At 43.0% G+C, this 23,987-nt stretch carries 19 protein-coding genes; 7 read left to right on the forward strand and 12 right to left on the reverse strand.

Annotated features, from left to right (window positions below; translation table 11 throughout):
* Window positions 1-17: 17 nt before the first annotated feature.
* On the forward strand, window positions 18-551 hold the full coding sequence (locus GNIT_RS16720) for a hypothetical protein (RefSeq protein WP_014110494.1): 534 nt from the start codon (window positions 18-20) through the stop codon (window positions 549-551).
* Between the two features lie 112 nt (window positions 552-663).
* Here GNIT_RS16720 and GNIT_RS16725 read toward each other — a convergent pair whose 3' ends face one another.
* Window positions 664-3,384 (reverse strand): TonB-dependent receptor plug domain-containing protein, encoded by a 2,721-nt coding sequence (locus GNIT_RS16725; RefSeq protein WP_014110495.1) that lies wholly within the window; start codon window positions 3,382-3,384, stop codon window positions 664-666.
* A gap of 523 nt (window positions 3,385-3,907) precedes the next feature.
* Between GNIT_RS16725 and GNIT_RS16730 the strand changes: the two genes are divergently transcribed.
* Window positions 3,908-5,554, forward strand: a complete 1,647-nt coding sequence (locus GNIT_RS16730) for an amidohydrolase (protein WP_238526912.1) — start codon at window positions 3,908-3,910, stop codon at window positions 5,552-5,554.
* A gap of 115 nt (window positions 5,555-5,669) precedes the next feature.
* On the opposite strand, the gene GNIT_RS16735 is transcribed toward GNIT_RS16730, so the two are convergent.
* Both GNIT_RS16735 and greB read right to left on the reverse strand, forming a co-directional pair.
* A complete protein-coding gene (locus GNIT_RS16735; RefSeq protein ID WP_014110498.1) occupies window positions 5,670-6,221 on the reverse strand; it encodes a BON domain-containing protein in 552 nt (183 codons plus the stop codon).
* A gap of 197 nt (window positions 6,222-6,418) precedes the next feature.
* Window positions 6,419-6,898 carry a transcription elongation factor GreB gene (greB, locus tag GNIT_RS16745; RefSeq protein WP_014110500.1) on the reverse strand — a complete coding sequence of 160 codons (480 nt, stop codon included), beginning with the start codon at window positions 6,896-6,898 and terminating at the stop codon, window positions 6,419-6,421.
* Window positions 6,899-7,184: 286 nt separating this feature from the next.
* Between greB and GNIT_RS16750 the strand changes: the two genes are divergently transcribed.
* The gene (locus GNIT_RS16750) at window positions 7,185-9,521 is read left to right on the forward strand and encodes a Tex family protein (RefSeq protein ID WP_014110502.1); all 2,337 of its coding nucleotides are present in this window, start codon (window positions 7,185-7,187) and stop codon (window positions 9,519-9,521) included.
* A 2-nt stretch (window positions 9,522-9,523) separates the two neighbouring features.
* Entirely contained in the window at window positions 9,524-10,366 is an 843-nt protein-coding gene (locus tag GNIT_RS16755; protein WP_014110503.1) for a YiiX/YebB-like N1pC/P60 family cysteine hydrolase, read from the forward strand.
* A gap of 205 nt (window positions 10,367-10,571) precedes the next feature.
* Here the strand turns inward: GNIT_RS16755 and GNIT_RS16760 are convergent, their stop codons facing one another.
* Window positions 10,572-11,753 (reverse strand): JmjC domain-containing protein, encoded by a 1,182-nt coding sequence (locus GNIT_RS16760; protein ID WP_014110504.1) that lies wholly within the window; start codon window positions 11,751-11,753, stop codon window positions 10,572-10,574.
* A 260-nt stretch (window positions 11,754-12,013) separates the two neighbouring features.
* Here GNIT_RS16760 and GNIT_RS16765 point away from each other — a divergent pair, with 260 nt between their 5' ends.
* Together GNIT_RS16765 and GNIT_RS16770 are read left to right on the forward strand one after the other, a co-directional pair.
* Entirely contained in the window at window positions 12,014-12,595 is a 582-nt protein-coding gene (locus tag GNIT_RS16765; RefSeq protein ID WP_014110505.1) for an acyloxyacyl hydrolase, read from the forward strand.
* 84 nt (window positions 12,596-12,679) lie between these two features.
* The gene (locus GNIT_RS16770) at window positions 12,680-13,885 is read left to right on the forward strand and encodes an MFS transporter (protein WP_014110506.1); all 1,206 of its coding nucleotides are present in this window, start codon (window positions 12,680-12,682) and stop codon (window positions 13,883-13,885) included.
* 65 nt (window positions 13,886-13,950) lie between these two features.
* Here GNIT_RS16770 and GNIT_RS16775 read toward each other — a convergent pair whose 3' ends face one another.
* The 7 genes from GNIT_RS16775 to bioH form a co-directional block, all read right to left on the reverse strand.
* Window positions 13,951-14,433, reverse strand: coding sequence for a P-loop NTPase family protein (locus GNIT_RS16775; RefSeq protein ID WP_014110507.1), 483 nt, complete (start codon window positions 14,431-14,433; stop codon window positions 13,951-13,953).
* 114 nt (window positions 14,434-14,547) lie between these two features.
* A complete protein-coding gene (locus GNIT_RS16780) occupies window positions 14,548-16,200 on the reverse strand; it encodes a GGDEF domain-containing protein (RefSeq protein ID WP_014110508.1) in 1,653 nt (550 codons plus the stop codon).
* A gap of 18 nt (window positions 16,201-16,218) precedes the next feature.
* Window positions 16,219-17,490, reverse strand: a complete 1,272-nt coding sequence (locus GNIT_RS16785; protein ID WP_014110509.1) for a porin — start codon at window positions 17,488-17,490, stop codon at window positions 16,219-16,221.
* Complete coding sequence (locus tag GNIT_RS16790; protein ID WP_014110510.1) at window positions 17,477-17,875, reverse strand: type 2 periplasmic-binding domain-containing protein; 399 nt, start codon at window positions 17,873-17,875, stop codon at window positions 17,477-17,479. Before GNIT_RS16790 ends, GNIT_RS16785 begins: the two co-directional genes overlap by 14 nt.
* Before the next feature lie 222 nt (window positions 17,876-18,097).
* Window positions 18,098-18,967 carry a putative metalloprotease CJM1_0395 family protein gene (locus GNIT_RS16795; RefSeq protein ID WP_014110511.1) on the reverse strand — a complete coding sequence of 290 codons (870 nt, stop codon included), beginning with the start codon at window positions 18,965-18,967 and terminating at the stop codon, window positions 18,098-18,100.
* 69 nt (window positions 18,968-19,036) lie between these two features.
* On the reverse strand, window positions 19,037-19,294 hold the full coding sequence (locus GNIT_RS16800) for a hypothetical protein (RefSeq protein WP_014110512.1): 258 nt from the start codon (window positions 19,292-19,294) through the stop codon (window positions 19,037-19,039).
* 175 nt (window positions 19,295-19,469) lie between these two features.
* Window positions 19,470-20,288, reverse strand: coding sequence for a pimeloyl-ACP methyl ester esterase BioH (gene bioH, locus GNIT_RS16805; protein ID WP_148261732.1), 819 nt, complete (start codon window positions 20,286-20,288; stop codon window positions 19,470-19,472).
* 89 nt (window positions 20,289-20,377) lie between these two features.
* Between bioH and GNIT_RS16810 the strand changes: the two genes are divergently transcribed.
* Window positions 20,378-21,217, forward strand: coding sequence for a ComF family protein (locus tag GNIT_RS16810; protein WP_238526913.1), 840 nt, complete (start codon window positions 20,378-20,380; stop codon window positions 21,215-21,217).
* 97 nt (window positions 21,218-21,314) lie between these two features.
* On the opposite strand, the gene GNIT_RS16815 is transcribed toward GNIT_RS16810, so the two are convergent.
* The gene (locus tag GNIT_RS16815; RefSeq protein WP_014110516.1) at window positions 21,315-23,942 is read right to left on the reverse strand and encodes a M14 metallopeptidase family protein; all 2,628 of its coding nucleotides are present in this window, start codon (window positions 23,940-23,942) and stop codon (window positions 21,315-21,317) included.
* Between the last annotated feature and the right edge of the window lie 45 nt (window positions 23,943-23,987).

Consider the following 23,987-nt stretch of genomic DNA (forward strand, 5'->3'; position numbering starts at 1 on the left):
GAAGATGAGAGGCATTTATGACGGCAATTATCAATAATATGCTCGACGACAGAGTTGCTGCAACCTACAAAACGAAAGACGACATCAATCAGGCAAAGATTGTATTAACTCGAAAGCTGGGGCTTCGAGAAAGTAAGGTCAAAATTATCGCACCGAGCGACAATATGGAAAGCGCAAAGCTGGAGGGCAAAAGCCAAAAGGTAGGCAGTAATATGCTGATGTCGCATGTTCGCAACACGCTTTTAGGGTTCGTGATAGGAATGATAGTTGCGTTTTTGCTTGTACAATATGGGCCCGCTCTTACCCAGAATAATCCAATGTTTACTTACATTGCACTGATTAGTCCCGGTATTTTTATCGGCATGTTTTTCGCAGGTTTCCGCTCTCTAAAACCAGAGCACGACATAATTAACCAGCATGCAGTAAAGGCACAGCAAAAAAATTACTGGACGCTGTTGATAGAAACTAAAGACATGGATATCAGCAAGGATGCAATTTGCGAAGAAATAGAACATACAAAGTGTGTTGAATTAAAATCAGAGTCAATCTAATGCAAAATAGTTTGAAAAGGTGTAAGTCAAAAGTGGGCGTTCAAAGATGGCTATAAGCATATAAGCCACTCGATCTTAGGCGAGTGGCTTTATTATAAGATCACTACCTTTTTTAGTAAGTGTAACGGGCTTGAAGGTACCAAGTGCCGCCATTAAAACCAAATGGACTTGACTCAGAATACAATTGGCCCGAACCGCCAGCACCAGGATTTTCTTCAGGGTAGGCGTCAAGAAGGTTATCAACACCAACGACAAACTCGAGCTGGTCGTTAAATTGATAAGCGACTTGTGCATCAATTAATACTTCAGCACCAATTCCGTTAACACCATTTCCAGTATCATCCCACCCGCCGTAGTAATTGGCACGTAACAAGGTTCTGATTTGACCTTCCGTGTGCGACCACGATATATTAGCTCGTGTAGTCGGCAGCAAGTCTTCGATTGCTGCAACTCGCCCTGCACTAATAGGATTAATCGTACCAACACTGTCTACTTCAGTTTTGTTGTAGTTTGCTGCAACAGTCAGCCTAGAGTCCCCACCCCACATATCAAATGAATAGTTACCAACAATGTCTATTCCCGTGGTGGTTGTGCTAAAGCTGTTAGAGAAAAATCTAAATTCTGATAGATCATCTAAGCCAACGAATTGCTGACGGTCGATAACACCCTGCGCATCTAAAGTTGTTAACGCCTCAGATACCGTTGCAAAGTTAGAACCTGCGCCGCCAGTAAAATTCAGTGCGTCAAGAAAATCGACATTAGCACCAAGTGAAACGCGGTCAGTTAACTCAATATTGTAGTAATCAATTGTCCAAACAGAACCTGCGACATCAAAGCCAACCCCAATTGAGAAGTTGTTAGCCTCCTCAGGACCAAGCGAAGGACGACCGTTTCCGGCACTCGCGATGAAATCAGCACCTAACTGACCTGCTGCAGAAGAAAGCGGCAAGGTACCTTGGTCAACAAGCACACCTTGAACGTTCTGGGTGGTTACATTGGTTATGTTAGCCTGACCCGCTGTCGGAGCATGGAATCCAGTAGAGATTGCACCGCGAATTCTAAAATCATCACTTACATGGAAAATACTGGCGACTTTAAAATCTGTCGTGTTTCCAAATTCACTGAATTCTTCCGTTCTTACTGCTACTGCAAGCGTCAATTGTTCTGTTATATCAGTTTCAACATCCACATAAAAAGCCGTACTGTCTTGAGATGCTGAAGTGTCTCTCGGGAAGCCACCAAAGCCATTTGAGCTTGATGAGAAACCTTGACTGGCTAGCGGACCAAGTGCGAAAGAGGCGGCGTCTCCAGCAAATAGGTCAAACTCTTCTTCCCGGTACTCTGCACCAAAAGCGATGTTGAGTTCAGATTCAAAACCAGCATCCACTCTATACACAAAGTCTACGTTAAACTGAGTTTCCGTTTGCTCCTGACCACCTGGTACAAAATCTCTTGGTGTAGCAGGGCCAAGCGAAGCATTAATGGTGTTGCGAATAAAGAATTCTGTTTTGTTAGAGCCTCGCTGCGCGCTGAGGTCATACGATAGACCTGTACCAACACTGAGTTCGCCACGAACACCGACAGTAATTGCTTGATCTTCGTTGTTACCGCCGAACCGAGGCACAAAACCGTTTGGAATATCAGTGATAAACGAGAAACAATTGTCAGAGGCTGCTACGTCAGCAAGAAAACCTGCGTCTGGGATGACACCATTGATAGGTATACCATCGATACATGAGCTACCTCCATCAAGGTCTCCAACTAGTACAGAGTGAACACCGTTAGGATCTAAAAGACCCGTTGCAGGGTTTACCTTCGGGCCTGCGTAAACGCCTCCACGCTGGCTACCTTCAGTGACAGGGTTACGATAGAAGAAACCACCGGTGACTTCTCTTTCACCATAATTACCGAACAAGTAAAGTTCCGCTTTATCATTGATCTCATATGCCGAGTTGATAAATAGCTTTACATCGCCTTCTACATCTGGCGTTCCCCAGTACTGCGGGACTTCGCCTGTATAAGAATTAATTTCCAGAAAATCAGAGCTTTGCAAATAGCCACCGTCAATCATACCGGCAACATCGCTTCTGACAACTGACCTGACAGTACCTTCAACGTCTTTTATTTCTGCGGTTAGGTTTACGAAACCAGAATCACCAAGCGGTAATCCTGCATTTGCCGCAATAGTATAGTTATCTCCGTCACCTTCATAAGTCGAACCATAGCGGGCTACGACTTCAAAACCCTCTGACTCGTCTTTGAGAATAAAGTTAAGCACACCGGCGATGGCGTCTGAACCATATTGTGAAGACGCACCATCTCGTAAAACTTCAACCTGTTTCAACGCCATTGATGGAATTGCAGAAATATCTACCCCTTGAGCACCATCAGAAATACCACCGCCAAGGAATGAAATGATCGAGCCTCTGTGGCGACGCTTACCATTCACTAATACCAATACGTTATCTGGAGAAAGTCCACGTAAATTTGCCGGTCTTACAATCGTTGCAGCATCACTGATTGGTTGACTATTCACGTTGAATGAAGGAACCGCGGTACGCAACATATCTTGAACATCCGCAGAGGAGTTCTGGCGAAATTCATCGCCGCTAATGATATCAACAGGAACGGGGGAGTCAGCGGCAGAACGATTCATCATTCGAGTACCGGTGACGATAACTTTCTCTACGGTATCTTCTGCTTTTTGTTCTTGTGCGAATGATTGAATTGACGTTGTTGTCATCAATGGTAATGAGATCGCCATAGCAATCGCGGTCTTTTTGCTAAACTTATTTTTTTTATGGCAATTTAATTTCGCGTTTTTTATTTTCACGTTTTTCTCCATTTATTTTACTAATAAGCCGAAAAGCCATTGCAGACTGCCAAGCTAAATGTATGGTCAATAATGTTATATTTTTAAATCGAAGACCTCATTGCAAATGATGTATCCACGAAAATGAAAGGCTTAGGTATGTACAGAAGCATGATTTTTGCCAAGGTTTCAATTTTTATTTATAGTCTATAAATCAATAATTTAAAGAATTTTAAAGCTTGGTTTCAGTATGTTGAACTTAGTTAAATGCACTGCTATATCGCAATTGCACCAATAACGAACAAAAGCTCTGTTTGGAAATTTAAGGTGTCCAACTCCTCAGTTGCCCGTTCGACCGTTTGTGTCTCAAATTATGAGAATTTTAATCTGCTAGCCACTTATTTCTAGTTGCATGTTTTTTATATCCGATTATTGTTATTTAAAAATATAGGGGGGTGAGGAAAATTTGTTTACTCAAAATAATTCTAAAATATTAGGTGCGCTGGGGCTTAGCTTGATGTTGTTGTCGTGCAGCAAGGGGGAAATGCCTGAAGCTGTAATGTCAGCAGAGTGCCTTAGCGCGGATATGGTCATTCATAACACAAAAATTTATACCGCGAACGAGGCTCAGTGGACTGCTGAAGCCACAGCGGTGCTTGGTGACAAAATTATATTTGTCGGGTCAAACGCCGATGCAGCCCAATATATGTGCGGTGATGCCCAAATAATGGATATGAACGGAAAGTATGTATATGCAGGTTTTACCGACAGTCACCAGCACGTGGAAGGTGTTGGCCAGCGCCCAAAAACGTTAAGCCTCTTTGGTATCGCAACACTAGCAGAAACGGTTGATGCCATTAAAGCGTTTTCAGAAGGTGTACCTGCAAATGAATGGGTGCAAGGGCGCGGCTGGATTGAACGAGAATGGACGGACGAAAAAAGATTTCTTAGCAAACAAGATGTTGATCCATTTACAGCGGATAAACCCTTATTTATGCCTCGTGCGGACGGTGTTTCTGCGCTGGTCAATTCGAAAGCACTGGAACTTGCAGGTATAAATAAAGATTCTCCTGACCCACTTGGCGGTAAATTTGAGCGTGATGCAGACGGCAATCCGAGCGGCTATATACTAGCGACCGCAATGGATATTTTTAGAAATATTATCCCAGCAAAAACACGTGCATATAAAAAAGACAGCCTTGTACAAGGTATGTACGAAAACGCTAAGCTTGGTTGGACGAATACTCAAGACGCCGGAATGCCTTACGTTAACGTCGACATCATGAAGGAGATCCACGACGAAGGAAATATGTCCACCCGCATTTACGCAGCAGCAAATGTTGCAGAAGCGGCAACAATGCTGGAGCGTGGCCCTGAAGCAACAGCCGACAACATGTTTGAATTACGCGGTATTAAGGTTTATATCGACGGTACGCTGGGTTCGCGCGGCGCAGCTCTTTTGGAAAATTATGCAGACGCTGATCATAATGGTTTTATGAATCGCACCACGAAAGAGGAGCTTGACCCTATTTTACGAGAAGCACTGCGCAAAGGTATCCAGATCGAGACACATGTGATTGGGGATCGAGCAGTAAGATCTCTTTTAAATTGGTATGAGGAAGCGTTCAATGCTGTACCAAAATCCGAATGGGCGGTGGCTGAGCCGAGATGGAGACTCGAGCACGCACAAATTATCCCGGCACAAGACCAGGAACGACTTGTGAGTCTTGGGGTTTTACCATCTATGCAGCCAAGCCACGGAATAGGTGATCTCAACTTTGCACCAGATAGACTTGGCCCTGACCGCCTTGCTTACGCATACCCGTGGCAGCAATTGGTTGATCGCGGTTTAATGATACTGGGTGGATCTGATGCACCAGTAGAACTTGGTGATCCTCGGATTGAATTTTACGCCGCTATCAGTCGTAAAAGGCTTGATGGTACTGCCGGCGAAGGTTGGCATCCCGAGCTTGCGGTAAACCGTAAAACCGCGCTTAAAATGTTTACCATTTGGCCTGCTTATGGCGCATTTCAAGAGGATATTCGTGGGTCTGTAGAAGTTGGTAAATATGCAGACTTTACAATATTTGATCGAGATTGGCTTAGCGTTCCAGAAGCCGATATCTTAAGGTCAGAAAATGTGATGACCATCGTCGGTGGGAAGATAACGTATCAAAGTTACGGAAAATAAAGGGATAAGTCTTACTCAAAAAAACGCCGAAGCACTCGTGCCTCGGCGTCGCTCTCAATAATAAGAGTAGTTAATTGGGCGCTAGCGGATGCGCCCTGATCCTTCTTAATAAGTCTTACTTTTCAGCTTTTTTGATAACTAGCTTACTCATCACCGAATCCACATCTTTCGTGTTTTTGGCAATATTTACTGCTAAATCTCGTTCTGCTGCAGTCGCCACGGTGCCGTTCAAGGTGACCTTCCGGTTGTCCACGTCTACATCAATTTTCAGACCAGACACTTCGGAATCAAACAACAAGCGACTACTGATTACCGTACTGATTTTTGCATCAGTAAACTGTGACGCTTTCTCAGATTTCGTGTCCATGTCCATGTTTAAAACAGTCAATTGATTATCGACTGTTTTCACACCTTTAATGCCTAACACCAGCTCTTCAGCTAATTCTTTTTCAATATCGTTTTCTACGCTACCGGTCAGTGTTACCGTACCCATTTTAACGTCAGTGTTGATGTCAAATGAATTCAAGTTGCCGTTAAATAGCAGAGTAGCTTCCGCTTTACCATCTATCCAAGCATCCATCGCTTCCTTTTCCCAGCTATTTGTTGATGCCATAGCTGATGTGCTTAAACCGGTTAATAAAGTTAATGCAATTAATGAACGTTTCATAATTCTCTCCTTTGATTGAAGTTCACTTTCAATAATGCGATTAACATGCCAAAAACTAAGCGACTGAAAAGGTTAAATAAAAACTCAAATCGTAATTGGGTTTTGAAAAATATTCCGATATTTTTGTAGTATTTTCTCTTTTTGCGCTTTATGTCTTTTAGTGTATCGGGCACTTTGGGAATTAGCCGCTGAGGCAATTAGTTTTGCTGATACTCAATCGAATTGACGTACCATTCGCTTGTGCCGCTGGGTGTTTTTACTGTAAAAGAGTCGTCTACCTCCTTTTTCAGTAAGGCTCTAGCCATTGGAGAGTCGATAGAAATATAGTCCTTCACATCCCCATAAATTTCTTCCGGCCCAACAATCCTGAAGCGCTTCGAATCGCCTGCCTCATTTTCTATTTCTACCCAAGCGCCAAAAAACACCTTACCTGCTTGTTCTGGGCGGTATTCCACGATTGATAATTCAGGCAATAGCTTTCGTAAAAATCGTACCCGGCGATCAATTTGCCTCAAAACCCGTTTGTTAAACGTGTAGTCCGCGTTTTCGGAGCGGTCGCCTAAACTAGCCGCCCACGTGACAATTTTAGTAATTTCTGGTCGTTTGGTGTACCAAAGGTAATCATGCTCATCTTTTAGCTTTGTGTAACCTTCACGTGTGATCAGTTTAGTTTTCAAATAGTTATCCAAAGTAAACGAGTGTTAATTTCTATTACTACATATTAATGCATAAAGTACTTTAACCGCTATCACTGAATGCTATAATCACGCTCATAAACAGTAAGCCTCTGTGCTTCGCAACGTATCACTAACTAATGCAAAATCAGCTCCAGCAAGTTAGCAAGTGTTTGCTAGCGATAATAGTGCTAGTTGCCGACGAAGCATTTATTTCAATACGAGTGACAAGTAAGTATGCAGAGCGCCTTATTTAATCAAATCGTCTATTTCAATTATTGAGTTGTTCATGATCATCGAGAAAATTGCTTCCGAGTTAAACGCGTCGCCAAAACAAATTCAAGCCGCTGTGGCTCTACTAGACGAGGGGTCTACCGTACCTTTTATTGCTCGTTACCGCAAAGAGGCAACGCAAGGGCTAGACGACACTCAACTACGTAACTTAGAACAACGTTTGGGTTATTTGCGTGAGTTAGAAGCACGTCGCAAAGTCATTCTTAAATCGATTGACGAACAAGGCAAGCTAGAAGACGGATTAAAAGCAAAATTGCTTGCAGCAGACAACAAAACCACGCTTGAAGATTTATATTTACCGTATAAACCACGCAGACGTACTAAAGGCCAAATAGCCATTGAAGCTGGTTTAGAGCCGCTCGCAGATGAACTGTACACGAATTCAGATGCACAACCGGAAACACTAGCAGAGCAGTATATTAACGCCGAGAATAATATTACTGACGCCAAAGCAGCACTGGATGGCGCCAAATTTATTTTAATGGAGCGTTTTTCGGAAAATGCCGATTTACTGCAAAGCGTTCGTCAATATCTCATTCGCAACGCGCATGTGAAGAGTGTTGTGGCTCCGGGCAAAGAAACAGAAGGTCAAAAATATAAAGACTATTTTGACTACACAGAGAAATACGCAAAAATTCCATCACACCGCGCACTCGCCATGTTTAGAGGCCGTAATGAAGGCATTCTGCAAATAAATATTGATGCCGACCCTCAGCAAGAAGAAGGCACTCGTCGCTCGCATGGCGAAGACTTGATAGAACAATCGTTAAATTTACGTCTGACCGACTCTGCACGCGATAAGTGGCTTAGCTCAGTCGTTCAGTGGACGTGGAAAATCAAAATTCTTTTGCACATGGAAACAGAACTGTTTGGCACTTTACGTGAACAGGCTGAAACGGAAGCAATAAGCGTATTTGCGAAAAACCTCAACGATTTATTAATGGCGGCTCCAGCAGGTCCAAAGGTCACAATGGGACTAGATCCCGGCATTCGTACAGGTGTGAAACTTGCTATTGTTGATGCAACGGGCAAAGTCATATACACCACAACCTTCTTCCCACACGCGCCACAAAATCAGTGGGATAAGTCTAAGCGCACTTTAGCTATGTTATGCAAGCAGCATAAAGTGGATTTAATCAGCATAGGCAACGGCACGGGCTCACGTGAAACGGATAAATTGGTTGGCGAAATGATGAAAGCCGAACCAGAATTGAACGTGCAGCGCATCGTAATCAGTGAAGCTGGCGCATCCGTTTACTCAGCGTCTGAGCTTGCCTCTAACGAATTACCTGGCATGGATGTGTCATTGCGCGGCGCTGTTTCCATTGCTCGTCGGCTGCAGGACCCATTGGCAGAGCTTGTGAAAATTGAGCCAAAAGCGATTGGTGTAGGCCAATATCAACATGACGTTAGCCAGAGTCAGCTAGGAAAATCCTTGGACACGGTCATTGAAGATTGTGTAAACGCTGTAGGCGTTGACCTCAACACAGCAAGCCCAGCATTATTGTCACACGTGTCTGGTTTGAACAAAACCCTAGCAAACAATATTGTTATGTTTCGCGATACCAACGGTGCGTTTGTTGATCGAAAAGCGCTGAAAAAGGTTGAACGATTAGGGCCTAAAGCATATGAGCAAGCTGCTGGTTTCCTTAGGGTAATGAATGGCAAGAATGCACTAGATGCATCATCAGTTCACCCTGAGGCTTACCCAGTTGTTGATATTATTGCATCCAAAGCCAATGTTGCGGTGAATGATATCGTAGGCAACACAGAGCTTTTAAAGCAGCTTAATCCTGAAGACTTTGTGACTGCCGAATTTGGCTTACCAACGCTTAAAGACATCTTAAAAGAACTGGATAAACCAGGACGTGACCCACGCCCAGAGTTTAAAACAGCCAGCTTTAAAGAGGGCGTTGAGACCATGAAGGACCTCAAGGAAGGAATGATCTTAGAAGGTGTTGTTAGTAACGTAGCAAATTTTGGTGCCTTCGTGGATATCGGTGTGCATCAAGATGGACTAGTTCATATTTCATCAATGACAAACACTTTCATTAGTGACCCTCGTGAAGTAGTGAAAACCGGCGACGTAGTAAAAGTAAAAGTGATGGAAGTGGATGTCGCGCGTAAACGTATTTCGTTATCAATGCGCATGGACGACACGCCTTCGCCATCAAGTAATGCAGCGAAAGGAAAGCCGGAGCGTTCGTCTAAACCCAAATCGCAAAGTAATACCGCTGCGCCAAGAGGCCAAAAGCCTGCAGCCAAGCAAAGTTTTGGAAACGCGATAATGGGCAATGCGTTTGCTGACGCATTTAATAAAGCGAAAAAATAAGCATGGGCGCAGTGATGTCCTATATCGGCGATGGCTTAGCTAGGTTTCTGTCTAAGCCCACTGCGTATTACAAAACGTTTTCAGTTTTCAGCCAAGACCAGCTACAAGCTAATCTTCGCCCTGGCGATCTATTGTTAGTTGAGGGTGATAGTCGCATTAGCTCAGCCATAAAGTACCTCACGCAGTCGACATGGTCGCATGTGTGTATTTATATTGGTGAGCAGCCTGGCTTGCAGCCGATTTTAGAAGCCGATTTGATTGAAGGCGTAATCACCGTACCTTTAAACAAATATGATGGATTTAACCTACGTATTTGTCGTCCAGTTGGTCTCACAAAAGAAGATACGGTCAAGCTTTTGAGTTTTCTTATTGAACGTTTAGGACATCAATACGACACCAAAAACATCTTCGATTTAATGCGTTATTTACTACCAACGCCTCCTATTCCTCAGCGTTTTCGCCGCAGAATGCTGGCCTTCGGCAGTGGTGACCCAACAAAAGCGATTTGTTCGACATTAATCGCACAAGCATTTCAGTCAATTCGTTATCCTATCTTACCTATGCAAAAGGACGAATATGATGCGCTGATGCAGACCAATCCTGCTGCGGACACTGGCTTGAGTGCTGAAAGTTGCGTTATTAAGCAGGAGAATGATGCAGAAAAACCTCTTGTAACGAATCAAGCAAAGAGTGTTCACTTAAGCGACGAACTGCTGCTTGCCAAACGCCATTTCAGTCATTTTACGCCAAGAGATTTTGATTTATCCCCTTACTTTGAAGTGATTAAACCCACTTTGACCAGTGGATTCGACTATCGAGCCATACAGTGGTCTGAAAGCGAATAGTGTACTTACGTACTTTGCTTTTTATGCATACCACAAATTGGCTCTTACCTGCCGTTCACTTAGTTTAAAATGCTGATACCCCCTAGGTCATTCCTGCGCAGGCAGGAACCTCCCACTATCTGCGGTAAATTCAAAAATAGTGCTCATTTTTTAACTCTCCTGTGGGTTTAGGAGCTTACTGCATGCGCAGTAAAGACGGAGGGCGTTAATCTGCCAACTTTAAAAAACCGCTGCTAAGAAGTCGACTCACCAGCGCAACTTGAACATCAAGACCTAAGCCTCCAGGAATATCTGATACAAGGAAACGCGGTGTATTGATAATAAACCTTAGACTCTCTTCCGCCCCTTTATGCACTAAAATGTGCTCACCCGGTTGACAAAAATCAACAGTATCAGTCGTCGCAATCATCTCTACCATGGCATGTGGGCTGTGTTCTATTATCGTATTTGCTTGCAATGGCGACGTTATAATCGTGGGCTTAAGTTTTGGCAACTCTGCAATCATATGCGCTTGTCTTCGCTTTAGTGCATCCTCAATAAAGTCATCGGATTGACTCTGGGCTAAAAGTTGCTTTAAGCCTTGGCGAATTTGCTGATGGATCGTAGCGTGTTTATCATCGTTAATAATATCGTCGGCTCGTTGACCAATATTTTGCCGAAGTCCTATATCTAAATCAGATAAGTGGTCAAGCACGGCGTTCATGCCTTCGCGCACGGTAACGGGTACAAAACCAATCGATAGGTGAATTGATTCGCTTGTAGATTTTACGGTGTGCGCCGTGCCTCTGGGTAAATAAATAAAGTCGCCAGGCGCCACGTCTACCGTTTGGTAATCGTTGAACGGTGGCGCGCCCTCTCCCGTATTTTTCCATTTATTAGGGTAAGTAGTAGGAGTATTTGAAATGTACCACTGCTTCGTCCCGACTAATTGAATCACAATCACATCAACTTCGTCATAATGCACAGGTGCTGCATTAGTTGGCGCGCTCCAAAAAACGACGACCCCAACAGGATTGCCAATTTGCTTCTCAAGTGCGCGAGTAAACTCGCTCAGAGGGGGTGATAGTTCTGTAACATCAGGAAACCGAACGGTATATCCTAATTCATGATATTGCTTAATTAAAGCCAAAAATTCGTCTTCATTTTCAACATTTCGGGCCTTGGGAGGGGGAGAATTAGGCGCATGCGAATGACAAGTTAACTCCGGTGCATATTTAGCATAACCTGCTAAAAGTGCTGCTTTCGGATCCCTTCCACCTATAGCAACCCGTGCTTTTGCTCCTTCGCCTCTTTGTATTAATATTTTTTTTGACAAAATGTGACTGAAAAATTCATCGTAAGACGTCGGGCTTAGTATGTGTTTGATAGATTCTTTAGGGTCTAACATGTTGAAAGTGCTTCTTTACTTCAATGTTAGAAAAAGGATAAACGAAATTAGACCTTTACTCAAACACTCTACTAAATGTGAACAAACTCTAACGCTATTAGAGAAATATTAATACTCCATAGCAACTCCTGCTCAAGCAAGAGCCTTGAAAACCTGCTCTCTTATGAATTTTTTCGATGATTACAATCGATTTCTTTCAATTTGATTATAAGGAAAAGCCCCCATAACTCAGTTAAGCAAAATTTCAAACCGAGAAAATCATGAAACTTTTATCATCTTATTCACTTACAGCCTCAATGTCAGTTTTGATATGTGGATTATTAACAATACAAATTGCTCAAGCGGCAAACCAAAATACTGAAGCACGGAAACAATCAATAGCAGCGGATGTACTGATAGGAGAAGACGATGTATCAGGCCTTAGGTTGTCTTACCGTCCGCTTACTCATCAAGTAAAAAATATCCCTTATTTCGATACTTTAGACGTATATTGGGAGTTGAGCATCAACTTTTGGGAATACGGTGATAACAATCAACATCAGACAAATTATGTATTAGCGCTCAGCCCCGTAGTCAGCAAAGTATTCTATCAAGTGGCCGACAAGTATCCATTACGATGGGAGTTTGGGATCGGAGTGTCGCTCGTAGATGACACCAGATTTGCTGGTAAGGATATCGGTTCCCACTACCAGTTTGAGGATCGGCTCGGTTTATCATTATCCTTCGGTGAAGATTTGCGACAAATGGCGTCAATCAGATATATGCATTACAGCAATGGTGGCTTAAACAGTAAAAATCCCGGTATGGATTTCTTAAATATGGCGTATAGCTACCAGTTTTAACAAGTACTTATAATGTAAGCATAGGCGCTATTTGAATCAACGACCTATTGATGCCTACTGATTAACTCATACATTAGAGAGAGCATGAAACAAACAGTCGAAGTCACGCAAGCAGGCCGATCGCAACCACTCAGTAATTCATTAGTAACAGTTATCGCGCTATGTTGCGGCTTAATTGTTGCTAATATTTACTACGCACAGCCGATTATAGAATTGTTAGCGCCCGATGTGGGGCTAAGCACTCACAGCGCGAGCCTCATCGTATCGTTAACGCAAATAGGTTATGCCTTAGGACTGTTTTTTTTAGTTCCCTTGGCCGATTTAATCGAAAACAAGCGACTAATGTTGCTCACCTTGTTAATTTCGTTTTTGAGTCTTATAGCCATCGCACTGGCAGACTCCCCAAGTGTCTTGCTGATTTTATGCTTAACGGTAGGAATCAGTTCGGTGTCTGTTCAGATACTGATCCCGCTAGCGGCACATTTATCCTCCGATGCAAAACGCGGGCAAGTTCTCGGCAATATTATGGCCGGATTGTTGTTAGGCATTTTGCTCGCCAGACCCATTTCGAGCTTGATAGCTGATCACTTTGGTTGGCGTGCGGTGTTTTATTTTGCTGCTGGGTGTATGGTTTTTATTGCAGCGGTTATTTATTTTGCAATTCCGATTAGGCAACCAAGCCATAAAACCAGTTACTTTGCGTTACTGAAGTCCTTGAAGCAGCTTATCGTTAGTCAAGCAGTATTGCGTCAGCGTGCTTTTTATCAAGCGCTCATGTTTGCTTCTTTTAGCCTATTTTGGACCAGCGTCCCTGTTGTACTTGCTAGAGAGTATGGATTATCACAAACTGAAATCGCCGTGTTTGCATTAGTAGGTGCCGCAGGTGCGATAGCTGCTCCCATCGCTGGCCGCTTAGCCGATATGGGATACACTCATCAAGTATCCCTCGTCGCAAAAGTAATGGCTGTAGTGTGTTTTTTACCGACCTTGTATGAACTGCCGCATGGAGTAATTGTATTGGCATTAACTGGCGTATTAATCGATTTTGCCGTCCAGGCAAATATGGTGCTAGGTCAGCGTGCTGTATATGAACTTGTCCCAGAGAGTAGAGCTCGCTTAAATGCTATTTACATGACCAGTATATTTTTGGGAGGTGCGCTTGGCTCTCTTATCGCTAGCCCGCTATACGAATCTGGCGGATGGAGCAGCGTAGCGATAGTCGCAGCAATCATGCCGTTAATATCGCTGATCGCGTTTGGTATTAATGCTAGAAAAAGTAAAGTAGCGTGACTTGAGTTCTGCGAGAGCAAGTTGTTAAACATCGTTTTTTGATACTATCTGATCAGAGCACTTGATTAAATGTCTTGATTGCAAAGAATCTCTGCCTTTTCTCCTGTGAAGGAATCGTACAGCGCTCTGTGGGCTGTATATGAAAGAGCATCCTTTCTGCTTGTATACTGAGCGATCCAGTCTAACAACATTGCTAAATTCTCATCTTGAGCTTCTTTTGATTCATATTTATGTGGTTCCCATGGCCGCTTGCTGGCATTCTCCATACAAAGTTTAGCCGGCAGATTCATAAATATAGCTTTGTTTGCAAACGGTTTTACTAACTCTAATAGGTCCGAATAACAGCCTTCCACGACCCATTCATCCGTTTCTCGGATAAAAGTTTGAATTTTATGGTGTGCGTCCTCTAGGGAGCTTCGCTCAGGGGGACTTGTGGGAAGCCAAGCTAAAACGTCCAAATCAAGATGAGCAAGGCCTTGGTCGCGAAGTTTTGCAGCTAACGTAGACTTACCTGAGCCTGAATTTCCAAAAATGATGACTTTTCTCACAGAGCCTCTCAATCTTAAATTAAACACCGCAGATTTTTCAGGTATGTGATCTGAAAGCGCAATAAATCTAGGGTAAGCCTCTATCTTACTTCAAAAATCTAACTGCGTTGAAAGTTAAGCATAATTCACAATAGTATACTGTTTAGTTTTTTGTTTCTTGGTAAGGTACATAAGTCCATCGGCGCGTGTAATTAAACTATCAATATCTGCAGCTTTGTTTGGTGCCAAGATGACAACACCAACGCTCGCTCCAACTTTTACTGATAGCTCGACATCAATGACAACTTCGCCTGAGATAGCTTCGATAAGGCGCTCTACTTGGTTTTTTATTTCATTTGCATCAATTAGCGCACTCTCAAGTAATTCAGGATCAGATAGTTCTGCATCATCTACCAAGTCGCCTAAATTGAAACTCATTCCTAATAAAAACTCATCGCCACCCCAGCGTATGTTAACCGCACTAGCATCAATATTAGACGCTATAATTCGCTGGCTAACTTGCTTTAAAACCACGTCACCCACATCATGCCCATAAGTATCATTTACAGGTTTAAACTTATCCAAGTCGATCATCATCAAGGCGAACACTGTCTGACTATTACCCAGTGTTTCTTCGGTTTGTCGGCCTAACTTTTGACTCAAACGTTCCAGTCCAGCCCGACGACTTAGCAGCCCGGTAAGGGAATCATGATCCGCTTCATAACGCGCTTTTTCTTCGCGCTTTTTGCGATGCGTAATATCGTAAATGATGACTTCCACTAGCTGTTCTGAATCTTCACGAGACTCAGTACGAACGTCTTTAATACTCGAAAATATACAGTGTAAAAAGCGCGTCTCTATACCAACTGTTAATTCAACATCAAGGTCAGTTTGAGACACACCCGTTGCGGTAAATAAGAGTTTGATTTGATCTTGAATGACGCCTGGCGAATCAAATAGCGCAGGGAAGTCTTGCCCATCAAGCTCCTTTCCAAACAATTGACTCAGTGCAGGGTTTGCGATGTTAATTTTTCCATCCGCTGTAAGCAAACCTATACCCGCAGTAGCTTGTTCGAACAGCAATCGAAAACGCCGTTGTAACTCTTCGGTACTTTCGCGTAATTGCCTTTCAGATAAAAACTGCTGTTTTAAAGCAGCTATCAATAAATTGGTCTTGTTTGATAAAGATGAGATTTCATTTTTTTGCTTATAACCAATATCAATCGGCAGAATAAACTCAGGCGCCTCAGTATCGATAGCTTCAACGGCTTGAGACAGCTTTTTTATTGGTTTAGTTAGCTTAGAGCGAACGTAAAAGCCAACCGCCACTGCGATTATCACACTCAAACCGACTAATAAAAATGCATTCTGTAAACTTGTACTCGTCGCTTGAGCTTTGATAAAGTCGAGATTGGGAACAACTTCAAGTGTGCCAATCACTTCTTCTGGACTAAACGGATTGTAGAGTTTTATGTTTATGGATGAAATTGCATTGGTACTTTTACCCGATGTGATAACAATGCCGTCACTTTCAGTGCGAATAGTCGCTGACATAATCAAATCGTTGTTAGCTAAGCCATCAACAACATCTTGGCCCAGCTCCTCATCCACTAAATAGGCAGCAATAGCGCTAGTGCTTTTAGCAGTATCAGAAAGTTGTTGCACAAGCTGTTGATTTTGAGTGGTAACTTGTTGCAACTGGTAGCTGTAATTTAAGCTCGCGAATATGCTGGATATTGCCAAAGACAATAAGCCAATCACCAAGCTTATTCTTAACGACAGCTTCATAGACGATTTCCCTACTATTTAAAAAGTAGTGGTCAGGCTAATATTGGCTACATTATAGGTGAATTTCTCTGAAGGTGTAAGCGCTGTTAATTCTCCGAAGAAGCCACTGCCAAACGAGTCGATTCGATAATGATCAAATTGAGCTTTGAACGACCAACTATCAGAAAAGTCCCACTTCATACCAAGCGAAATGGAGCGCTGCTGAATTGAAGCACCGCGAATAGTTTCGTTAGAGTCAGCAGTGAGAAATAAGAGTTGCTGATATACTGGACTAGGAAGCGCTGCCTGCGCAGCAGCAAAATCAATAACTTCTGGTTGTTCGCCCCGATTATAAAAAGCCAGCGTCATATAAGGCGTAAGAGAGGCAATACGATAGCTTGCCGTTGCATAGCCAGAGCGAGCGCTACTAGCTAAACCCCAATCACCGTCGTAGTCAGACAATTCAGCGATAAATTCGACGTCATTTAAGGTATATTGACCACCAATTGAAGCGTAGGTAACTCGACGCCCATCTGGAATAATTGAGAATTGGATTTGTTCTGCATAAGGCTTAAATATGCTAGGAACCAAACCAATCGCAGAGACAAATTCATCAGCATCGGGAAAAACAAAGTTATCTAATTTCGCCGACAAATAAGCAGCGTGAATTCGCCACTCAGTAGCTTGAAACTCAACGTTAAACACAGTGAAATCTTCATAATCTACCCTCACATCGCCGGCTTCGCCGCCATTATGCAGTATACTTTCGCCGTATGAGAGAGAAAATTTAATAGCGCCGAAATCGACATCATGAATATAGCTAGTTTGCAAACCATCCATATTGCCCAGCGAACCTGCGGTAGAATACATTTCAACTGGCGGTCGAGCCCAAGTCAGCAGATGGCCTACATAGCGGTAGTCAGTGAAAAGGTAACTGTTGGTACTGAAACGACCTATTTTAGCCGACCAGTTTCGATTTATTTGATAACGTAAAAATGCTAGCTCAACGTAATTGTTTAGATTCGTGTCGGTTCGGTCTTGCACGATAATTTGTCCAACCGCATCAAGATTCTCTGAGAATCTAACGTTTGCCTGAAGTCCTAGCACAGAATCTGGCGCAAATGAGAAGTCCTCTCTACCTTTGTTTAACAGTGAACTTCTAAAACTAACGGTATCGCCACCCGAGTGCGTCAAGCCTATTGTAGCGAAACCACTCACTTCAACTTCTTGTGCTGCACTGTTCTGGCTTAAACCTAAATTCACTAAAAAGAAACAAAAGAGAAGGTACAATTGGGTGCTATTTAAATTCATAGACAATTTTCATCCCCGGTTGCACGTCACTCGCTAGTAAATAAGCCAGTGCATGGGTGTCATTTTTTATGATAGAAGCTACTTCAGCGGTTGAATCAACCTTCTGAGGTGGCGTTGCGCGTCCAGAAAAAAGCAGTCTCGACCAATACGCGTTGATTTTTCTTTCGCTTTTACCCACCAGTAACTCGTAAAAAGCTTCGCGATTACCATTTCCTGAACTGAAATCAATGGGTACTACGGACTCGCCATTCGGAAATTTATTGAAGCGCCCCATATAGATATCTGTTAATTCTTTTTTTGACAATGAGCCTGTCGAGCTTTTTGAATTAACAACCACCACCAATGAATCAGCGCTTTGCGAATAAGAAGGTGTGACTAAACCCACATAAAGTGCGAACGCACAATACAGTGTCAGAGTTATTCCTTGCCATCGCGGGGATTTCTGTTGAACGCTTATATTTAGCTCCAGATCAGTCCAATAGGGGATCAATTGACTTAACTAGCATATTTTAAAATACACCATTGACGAGTTGTTTAGGGGATTTTTCAATAGTACATGGAGTGCTTTGCAACAATGGTATCAAATCATACTGAATGTTATCTGGAATTATACTGAAAAATTAATACTGCTTTCTGATTGCATTGATATACCAGCATAAAAACCACTCACCACTGCTGCTGTCTTCTGTGCCTGCTCACTCAATCTAGAACCGGCTTTCAAGACCTGTTGGCCTTCGCCAGTGTCCGTTGAATCACTTCGACTTTTTATGCTTTGAGGGGACTCACCGGCTGACGCGGACGAGATACCCGCGCTTTGCTCCTTGGCTAATTCACTGCGTGCATTTTGCTCTTTTTGAGCTGCATCGCTAGCCACTTTGTAATCTTGTGGTGAAGGCTCTGCAGGTGCTAATGCCGCGGCCTTAACTTGCTGCATTTTACGGATTGTTTCTGTTGGTGTGTTTTCATTTGAAACATCTATTGATACTTCACCACCAACCGCATAACGCTTATTGTCCGGACCTGTTTCATATTCGTATGTTGGAGCTCCTGCATACTGCCCCCCCGTTGCAGCGTGCGCCTGCTCATGCACTCGCACCTCGCGATCGCGGTCTTTCAGTTCTGCAACTTTCTTATCTTCGCTTTGTTGTTGCTGTTGTTCCTGTTTTGACTCCGCGCTTTCTTTGCCCGCACTCTCTTCATTCGCATTATCTTTACTAGCTTCTCCATTAAAGTTTTCGGCTAAGGATTGATTTGCTGTTGGGCGCTCATAAGTAGGGTTCTGCAATAAGTTTGCTTGATTCGCAGTTTGATTATTGCGGTCGCCATCGTTACCAAGGCCTTTTTCGGCGGCACTTTTATCACCCTGCGTTACCGAGGGAATAGCTTCACGCAGAACATTTTCACGACGCACACTATCCGTTCCTACACTGTTGGTAGGATAGCCAAAGCTGTTTGGGATAGGCGTTACAATATTCATTTTTTCTTTTGTTTTCTCGTCTTTTTAATAACTAACTATCAGTAGTTAATGAACTGCATAATCTACGGCTTAGGCAAAGGTGTCTATAATCGTGCCTAAGGTTTCATCCGCAGTTTTAATCACGCGCGCTGAGGCTTCCGCCTGTAAGTTACCCGAAATTAGTTCTACGGCACTCTGATTAATATTTATTGGCTTTTCACGATCCGGATTATTCGCTGATGACAAATCAACAGCTGCCTTCTTGACTTGCTCAGCCCCTTGATTGTAGCCCTGAACGCCAGAATATAAGGCACTTGATAAATTGCCAGTATCAATACCATTTGTCATTTGTTAGAACCTCTTTGCTAAGGGATACAGGTGTCCATTTTCTGCTTCTCTAATTCTTTTATTGCACCGCGATGAACTAAAAAAACATTGCTATACAACTTGCCGTATCCAAGTTATCGGCATGTTCCTGAATTACTTTAGCAATTTTTTAAATTTTATTTTAGCAGCGTAATCATCAAGTTAAAGTATGTACGTCACAAACAAAATCGATAACATGTTTCGAAAACTCAGCCGCGTCAGTTAGAAAAGGGGCATGGGACGCATGTTTAAATATCAAATGTCGGCTTTCTGGTTGCAAATGATGTATCTCATTAATCGCTTTGTAAGGCACGAGGCTGTCCAATCTTCCATAAGTGCGCAGCGTTGGTATTTTTATATCCTTGAGGTTTTGCCTAATATCTGCATTTTGCAGAATTTTTAAGCCACAGGACAGTGCCCTGATATTCGGTGCTGGGTAAATATCAATTGCGCTTGTGATTTCCTTGATCAAGGTTTTCGCATTTGCAACGCCCATCATTTGAATTGCCAAAAATCGTGTCAGCGTCTTATGATGATTTTGTTCTAATTGACTCATAAACATGGATAAAACATCTGGTTTTATGCCATACCAATCGTCAGTCATCTGAAACTTAGGTGTAGAAGCCACGGTCATCAAACCACGCAAATTTGGATGGTGTTTACTCGCTAGATATTGCGCTACCAGACCGCCTAACGACCACCCGACCAAAATCGTGTTTGTTTTAAGCTCTGAACTCATGGCATTTGCGACGCTATGCAAGTCGAAGGGTTCAGGCATGAGATCATGCTTTTCTCCATGCCCCGGCAAACTTATGGTGTAAAAATTAAAGCAAAGTTTGTCGTTTAAAGAACGCTCAGTAAGTTGCGCCTTCAGCGTATCAATTAACTGCGTAAAAGCGCCTGAATTCATGCCCCAACCGTGCATAAATCCAACATTGATTTCTGTACTCTTGATTTCCGTACTTTTGATTTCCATGCTTTTGGCCAGATTGTTAGAAGTGAGAGTCATGTTAGTCTTATATCCATAAGGATGAAATTTTCAGAATGAGATAATAGTTGTTAAGCATGAACCATACGCCAAGCACTGCGCTGAGATTTAGGCTATCACAGCTAACACGATTAACGCAGCGCATTTCATCTATCTTTACCAAGCGAATTACGCCACGAGTAAAAAGCATCTTTGGGCACCAACACTGTTATTTATGCCACCAATACTCTTATGCAATAGTCTGTCGCTACTGCTTTGATAGAATGGCAGAAGAAGGGTTTGGTCAACACCGATCGGCCACGTTGGATTTATTACGCAATCCTGCTGCATTAAAAAACTTAGATACCCCGAATTACGATCATTTGTATGCCATCGACAATTACGTTTGGCCCCTCAACAAGCTAGTCTTAGATATGAAGTTCGGTCAAAAATCAGTTGCGGCTCGCGCACTAACATCTTTATTTGTTCACTTTGTGTATTCACGCCTAGGTACTCAAACAGGTAAAGAAACATTAGAAGTACTCGCCGACGCTTTGCAAGATACGGCCAAGACAACCCATATTCCACAGTTGCTTGTTCCTGTGCCGCTATCAAACAAACGTTATTGGCAAAGGCAATATAATCAAGCTCAGTTGCTCTGTGAATGGTTAAGCAAAGCGACACTTATCCCCAATCAAGCAATTGTGCAACGAGTCAAACATACTAAAGCGCAGTCTAAGCTAGATAAAGAGCAACGTATTGCAAATGTAGACAATGCATTTAGATGTGATTCGGTCATCAGTGTCGAACACATCGCGCTTATAGACGATGTCATTACCACTGGAGTGACTATCAACGCCGTCTGCCAAGCAATTAAAAAGCATAATCCGAAGGTGAGAATTACGATTTGGACGATGGCGATTACGTTACTAAAATAAACCAAGAGAAATAAAAAAGCACTCCAGTTGCAGTATATAACATGCAATGACTAGAGTGCTTGCTTAGGGAGCTAATAGTAAATTGTTGTTAAGCGTCTTAGTTGATAAGCGGCGCCATGTATATACTATTTGCCATAAGCTTGTTTGTGCCATCCCAATAGCCACGGAAATGGATATTATCCACAAAGCCAATTACCGCTCCTTTGCCTACAGGCTTAACGACAATTGCCGACGTTTTACCAATGAGTTTTTGAAGCTCATCAGCGGTATAACCTGCTACCAGAGGCTTCTCTTGGTAAGTGGCAACTTCATTGAAAGGGTTATCAGACGCCTTCATTACCATATTAGATGTTTTAAATAGCGGCAACTTACTGTCTTCAAAACCAAACATTAGAGGATGGCTTAGATCAACGTCAGCTCGATAAACCGAGCCTGCAATTAATTTCTTGGCCTCTAGAGCGTCTTTGTCACCAAAACCTAAACCATCTGTGCTGAACGCTTCGTCTACTTTACTACTCGCGATAACCTCATTATCAATCCACTTCTTCTGACTAAACCAGCGAACTGCGGATTTCTGACCAATTAGCACTCCACCCTTTTTCACCCACTCTTTCATGGCTTCAGCAGTTTCGTCATTAACCGAGGTGTAAGTGCCTGAAGCAAAAACAATGTGCGTGTATTGCGAAATATCTCTGCCATTTAAATCAGATAAGTCCAACAGGGTTGCGGGCAAACCTAAGCGGGTATCCAAATAGTGCCAAATTTCGCCAACTTCATACTGCGACGTTCCTTTGCCGCCAATCAATAATAATTTTGGCAAAGCAACAGGCGCAAATTGTCTACTGCCTAAATCGATTCCTTTCGACGTGAGACCAGAAGCGACATTGTATACATCAATGTTGAGTTCTTTCGCTTTCGCAGACAAGATATCCACTAAATTGCTTGGCTGTTCCAGTGCCATAGGAACAACGATTGCACCTTTGGAAAAGTCTCTAGATAAGGTTGAACCAGCAGCCGCAACTTGGGCGGTAAAATCAGCACCCGCAACTCGCACTTGTACTTTATGTGTCAACAAATACTGGAGTAGAGCTGGAGAGTCATAATCGTGCCATTCGAAGGCGAATGCGTACATATTTGCATCAAGCGTTGTTTGTGCAACCTTTCTTGCAGCTGATTTTTCAGTTGATAGTTTACGCATATCTGACTTGCTCAAGCTCGAATAATTTAAATTAAACGCCAAAGGCAAGTTCCAATTCGAAACGTCATAAAAAGTATTGTCGGTAAAACGCTGACGTTCAGAAAATAAAGAACGAATGAGGCGGTATTGTGTTTGGTCGACAGGCACAACTAATGCATTATTCGCCGCTAACTCCAAGCCATCCACATCTGCGTTTTTTGTCACAATAGAGAAGACAATTTGGTGCGATGTCAAAATTTCCTGTACGCGTTCAAATCTGCTTTGGTCTAAATTCCCTTGGATCACAAAGGCGCTGATCTTGTCATCGTTGATCAGCTTTTGTGTGTCAGAATAAAACTGCTTTTGATACGCCAAAATTGCACTTTTATTAGCTAATGACCCGGCGAACGTAGACAGCGACGTTGTCACTTGATTTTGAATCGTGTCAGGGAAGCTTAATAAACCATTAACAGAATCTTGCAAATGCCCGCGGCTGCTTGCCTGCTCAAATAGGATACCAATGCTGCCGTGCGCGTCTGGGTAAGTTGAACCTTTTCCGTAGTAAAAATCATCAAAACTTTCTTGCGTAAAATACAGCTGCTTTTGGCCATCTAATGCTTGTGCATGAAAGTCACCTAAAGCGGCCGTTAAGGTCACGTTAGTGTCTGGTGTCCATGGGTTTTTACGAGAAGAAATGCCCGGTTGGAAAAAGTAAGTGCTGTCCGTCCCCATTTCATGAAAGTCTGTTAATACATGAGGGCGCCACTGATGAAACTCAGCAATACGAGCACGACTTTCTGGGTGAGTGAGTAATAACCAATCACGATTCAAGTCAAACCAATAGTGGTTAGTTCTACCTGAAGGCCAATGCTCTCTGTGCTCTCTATGCAATTTGTCACTGACTAAGGTTTTGCCTTTGTGTGAATTTGCCCATTGTGCAAAGCGCGAAAGACCGTCTGGATTCAATGAAGGGTCAAGTAAAATAATGTTTTCACTTAACAGCTTCTGCACTTCTGGACCGTTGGATGCGGCTAAATAATACGCCACTAGCATGGACGCATTTGCGCCTGATGGTTCGTTACCATGCACGCTATAACCCATGTTTATAATTAGCGGGGCGTCGGCAGGAGCAGATTTTCCAGAGTCTATTCTTGCAATGTGATCTGCTTTTAGTTGCTCAATGTTTGCATGATTCGCAGGGCTAGTAATCGTTAGATGTAATAGAGGACGATGCTCATGAGTACGACCAATTTCCTTTATCGTGACTCTGTCTGATGCTTCAGCTAACGCATACATGTAGTTGACCAATTGATCATGACGCACATGCCACGTGCCGACCGGATAACCGAGCACTTCAGCAGGAAGCGGTATAGCACTATCGTAATTTTGGTCCTTGGGAAGGTAATCGATGTCGCTATTCTTTTGGCTGCTAACAATCTCATTCGCGCCGTCGCTCGCTGCATATGAATGCATCGGAAGCGAAATACAAAACATGATGAGCATGCTGGCCATCAGACGGCGACTTTTAAAGTATTGCAGATTAAACATATTTATCCCTTTAGTACTGCTCGTTGTCATACTTATAAACTGCAG

Source organism: Glaciecola nitratireducens FR1064 (assembly GCF_000226565.1).
In the GTDB taxonomy this organism is placed as follows: domain Bacteria; phylum Pseudomonadota; class Gammaproteobacteria; order Enterobacterales; family Alteromonadaceae; genus Glaciecola; species Glaciecola nitratireducens.

Bases quoted from the DNA above. Each gene is read 5' to 3' on its own strand.
- GNIT_RS16785 (WP_014110509.1), bottom strand. From the start codon at position 17,490: ATGAATTTAAATAGCACCCAATTGTACCTTCTCTTTTGTTTCTTTTTA.
- GNIT_RS16800 (WP_014110512.1), bottom strand. From the start codon at position 19,294: ATGACAAATGGTATTGATACTGGCAATTTATCAAGTGCCTTATATTCT.
- GNIT_RS16815 (WP_014110516.1), bottom strand. From the start codon at position 23,942: ATGTTTAATCTGCAATACTTTAAAAGTCGCCGTCTGATGGCCAGCATG.
- GNIT_RS16730 (WP_238526912.1), top strand. From the start codon at position 3,908: ATGCCTGAAGCTGTAATGTCAGCAGAGTGCCTTAGCGCGGATATGGTC.
- GNIT_RS16750 (WP_014110502.1), top strand. From the start codon at position 7,185: ATGATCATCGAGAAAATTGCTTCCGAGTTAAACGCGTCGCCAAAACAA.
- GNIT_RS16770 (WP_014110506.1), top strand. From the start codon at position 12,680: ATGAAACAAACAGTCGAAGTCACGCAAGCAGGCCGATCGCAACCACTC.
- GNIT_RS16765 (WP_014110505.1), top strand. From the start codon at position 12,014: ATGAAACTTTTATCATCTTATTCACTTACAGCCTCAATGTCAGTTTTG.
- GNIT_RS16795 (WP_014110511.1), bottom strand. From the start codon at position 18,967: ATGAATATTGTAACGCCTATCCCAAACAGCTTTGGCTATCCTACCAAC.
- GNIT_RS16780 (WP_014110508.1), bottom strand. From the start codon at position 16,200: ATGAAGCTGTCGTTAAGAATAAGCTTGGTGATTGGCTTATTGTCTTTG.
- GNIT_RS16720 (WP_014110494.1), top strand. From the start codon at position 18: ATGACGGCAATTATCAATAATATGCTCGACGACAGAGTTGCTGCAACC.
- GNIT_RS16810 (WP_238526913.1), top strand. From the start codon at position 20,378: ATGAACCATACGCCAAGCACTGCGCTGAGATTTAGGCTATCACAGCTA.
- GNIT_RS16760 (WP_014110504.1), bottom strand. From the start codon at position 11,753: ATGTTAGACCCTAAAGAATCTATCAAACACATACTAAGCCCGACGTCT.
- bioH (WP_148261732.1), bottom strand. From the start codon at position 20,288: ATGGAAATCAAAAGTACGGAAATCAAGAGTACAGAAATCAATGTTGGA.
- GNIT_RS16755 (WP_014110503.1), top strand. From the start codon at position 9,524: ATGGGCGCAGTGATGTCCTATATCGGCGATGGCTTAGCTAGGTTTCTG.
- GNIT_RS16735 (WP_014110498.1), bottom strand. From the start codon at position 6,221: ATGAAACGTTCATTAATTGCATTAACTTTATTAACCGGTTTAAGCACA.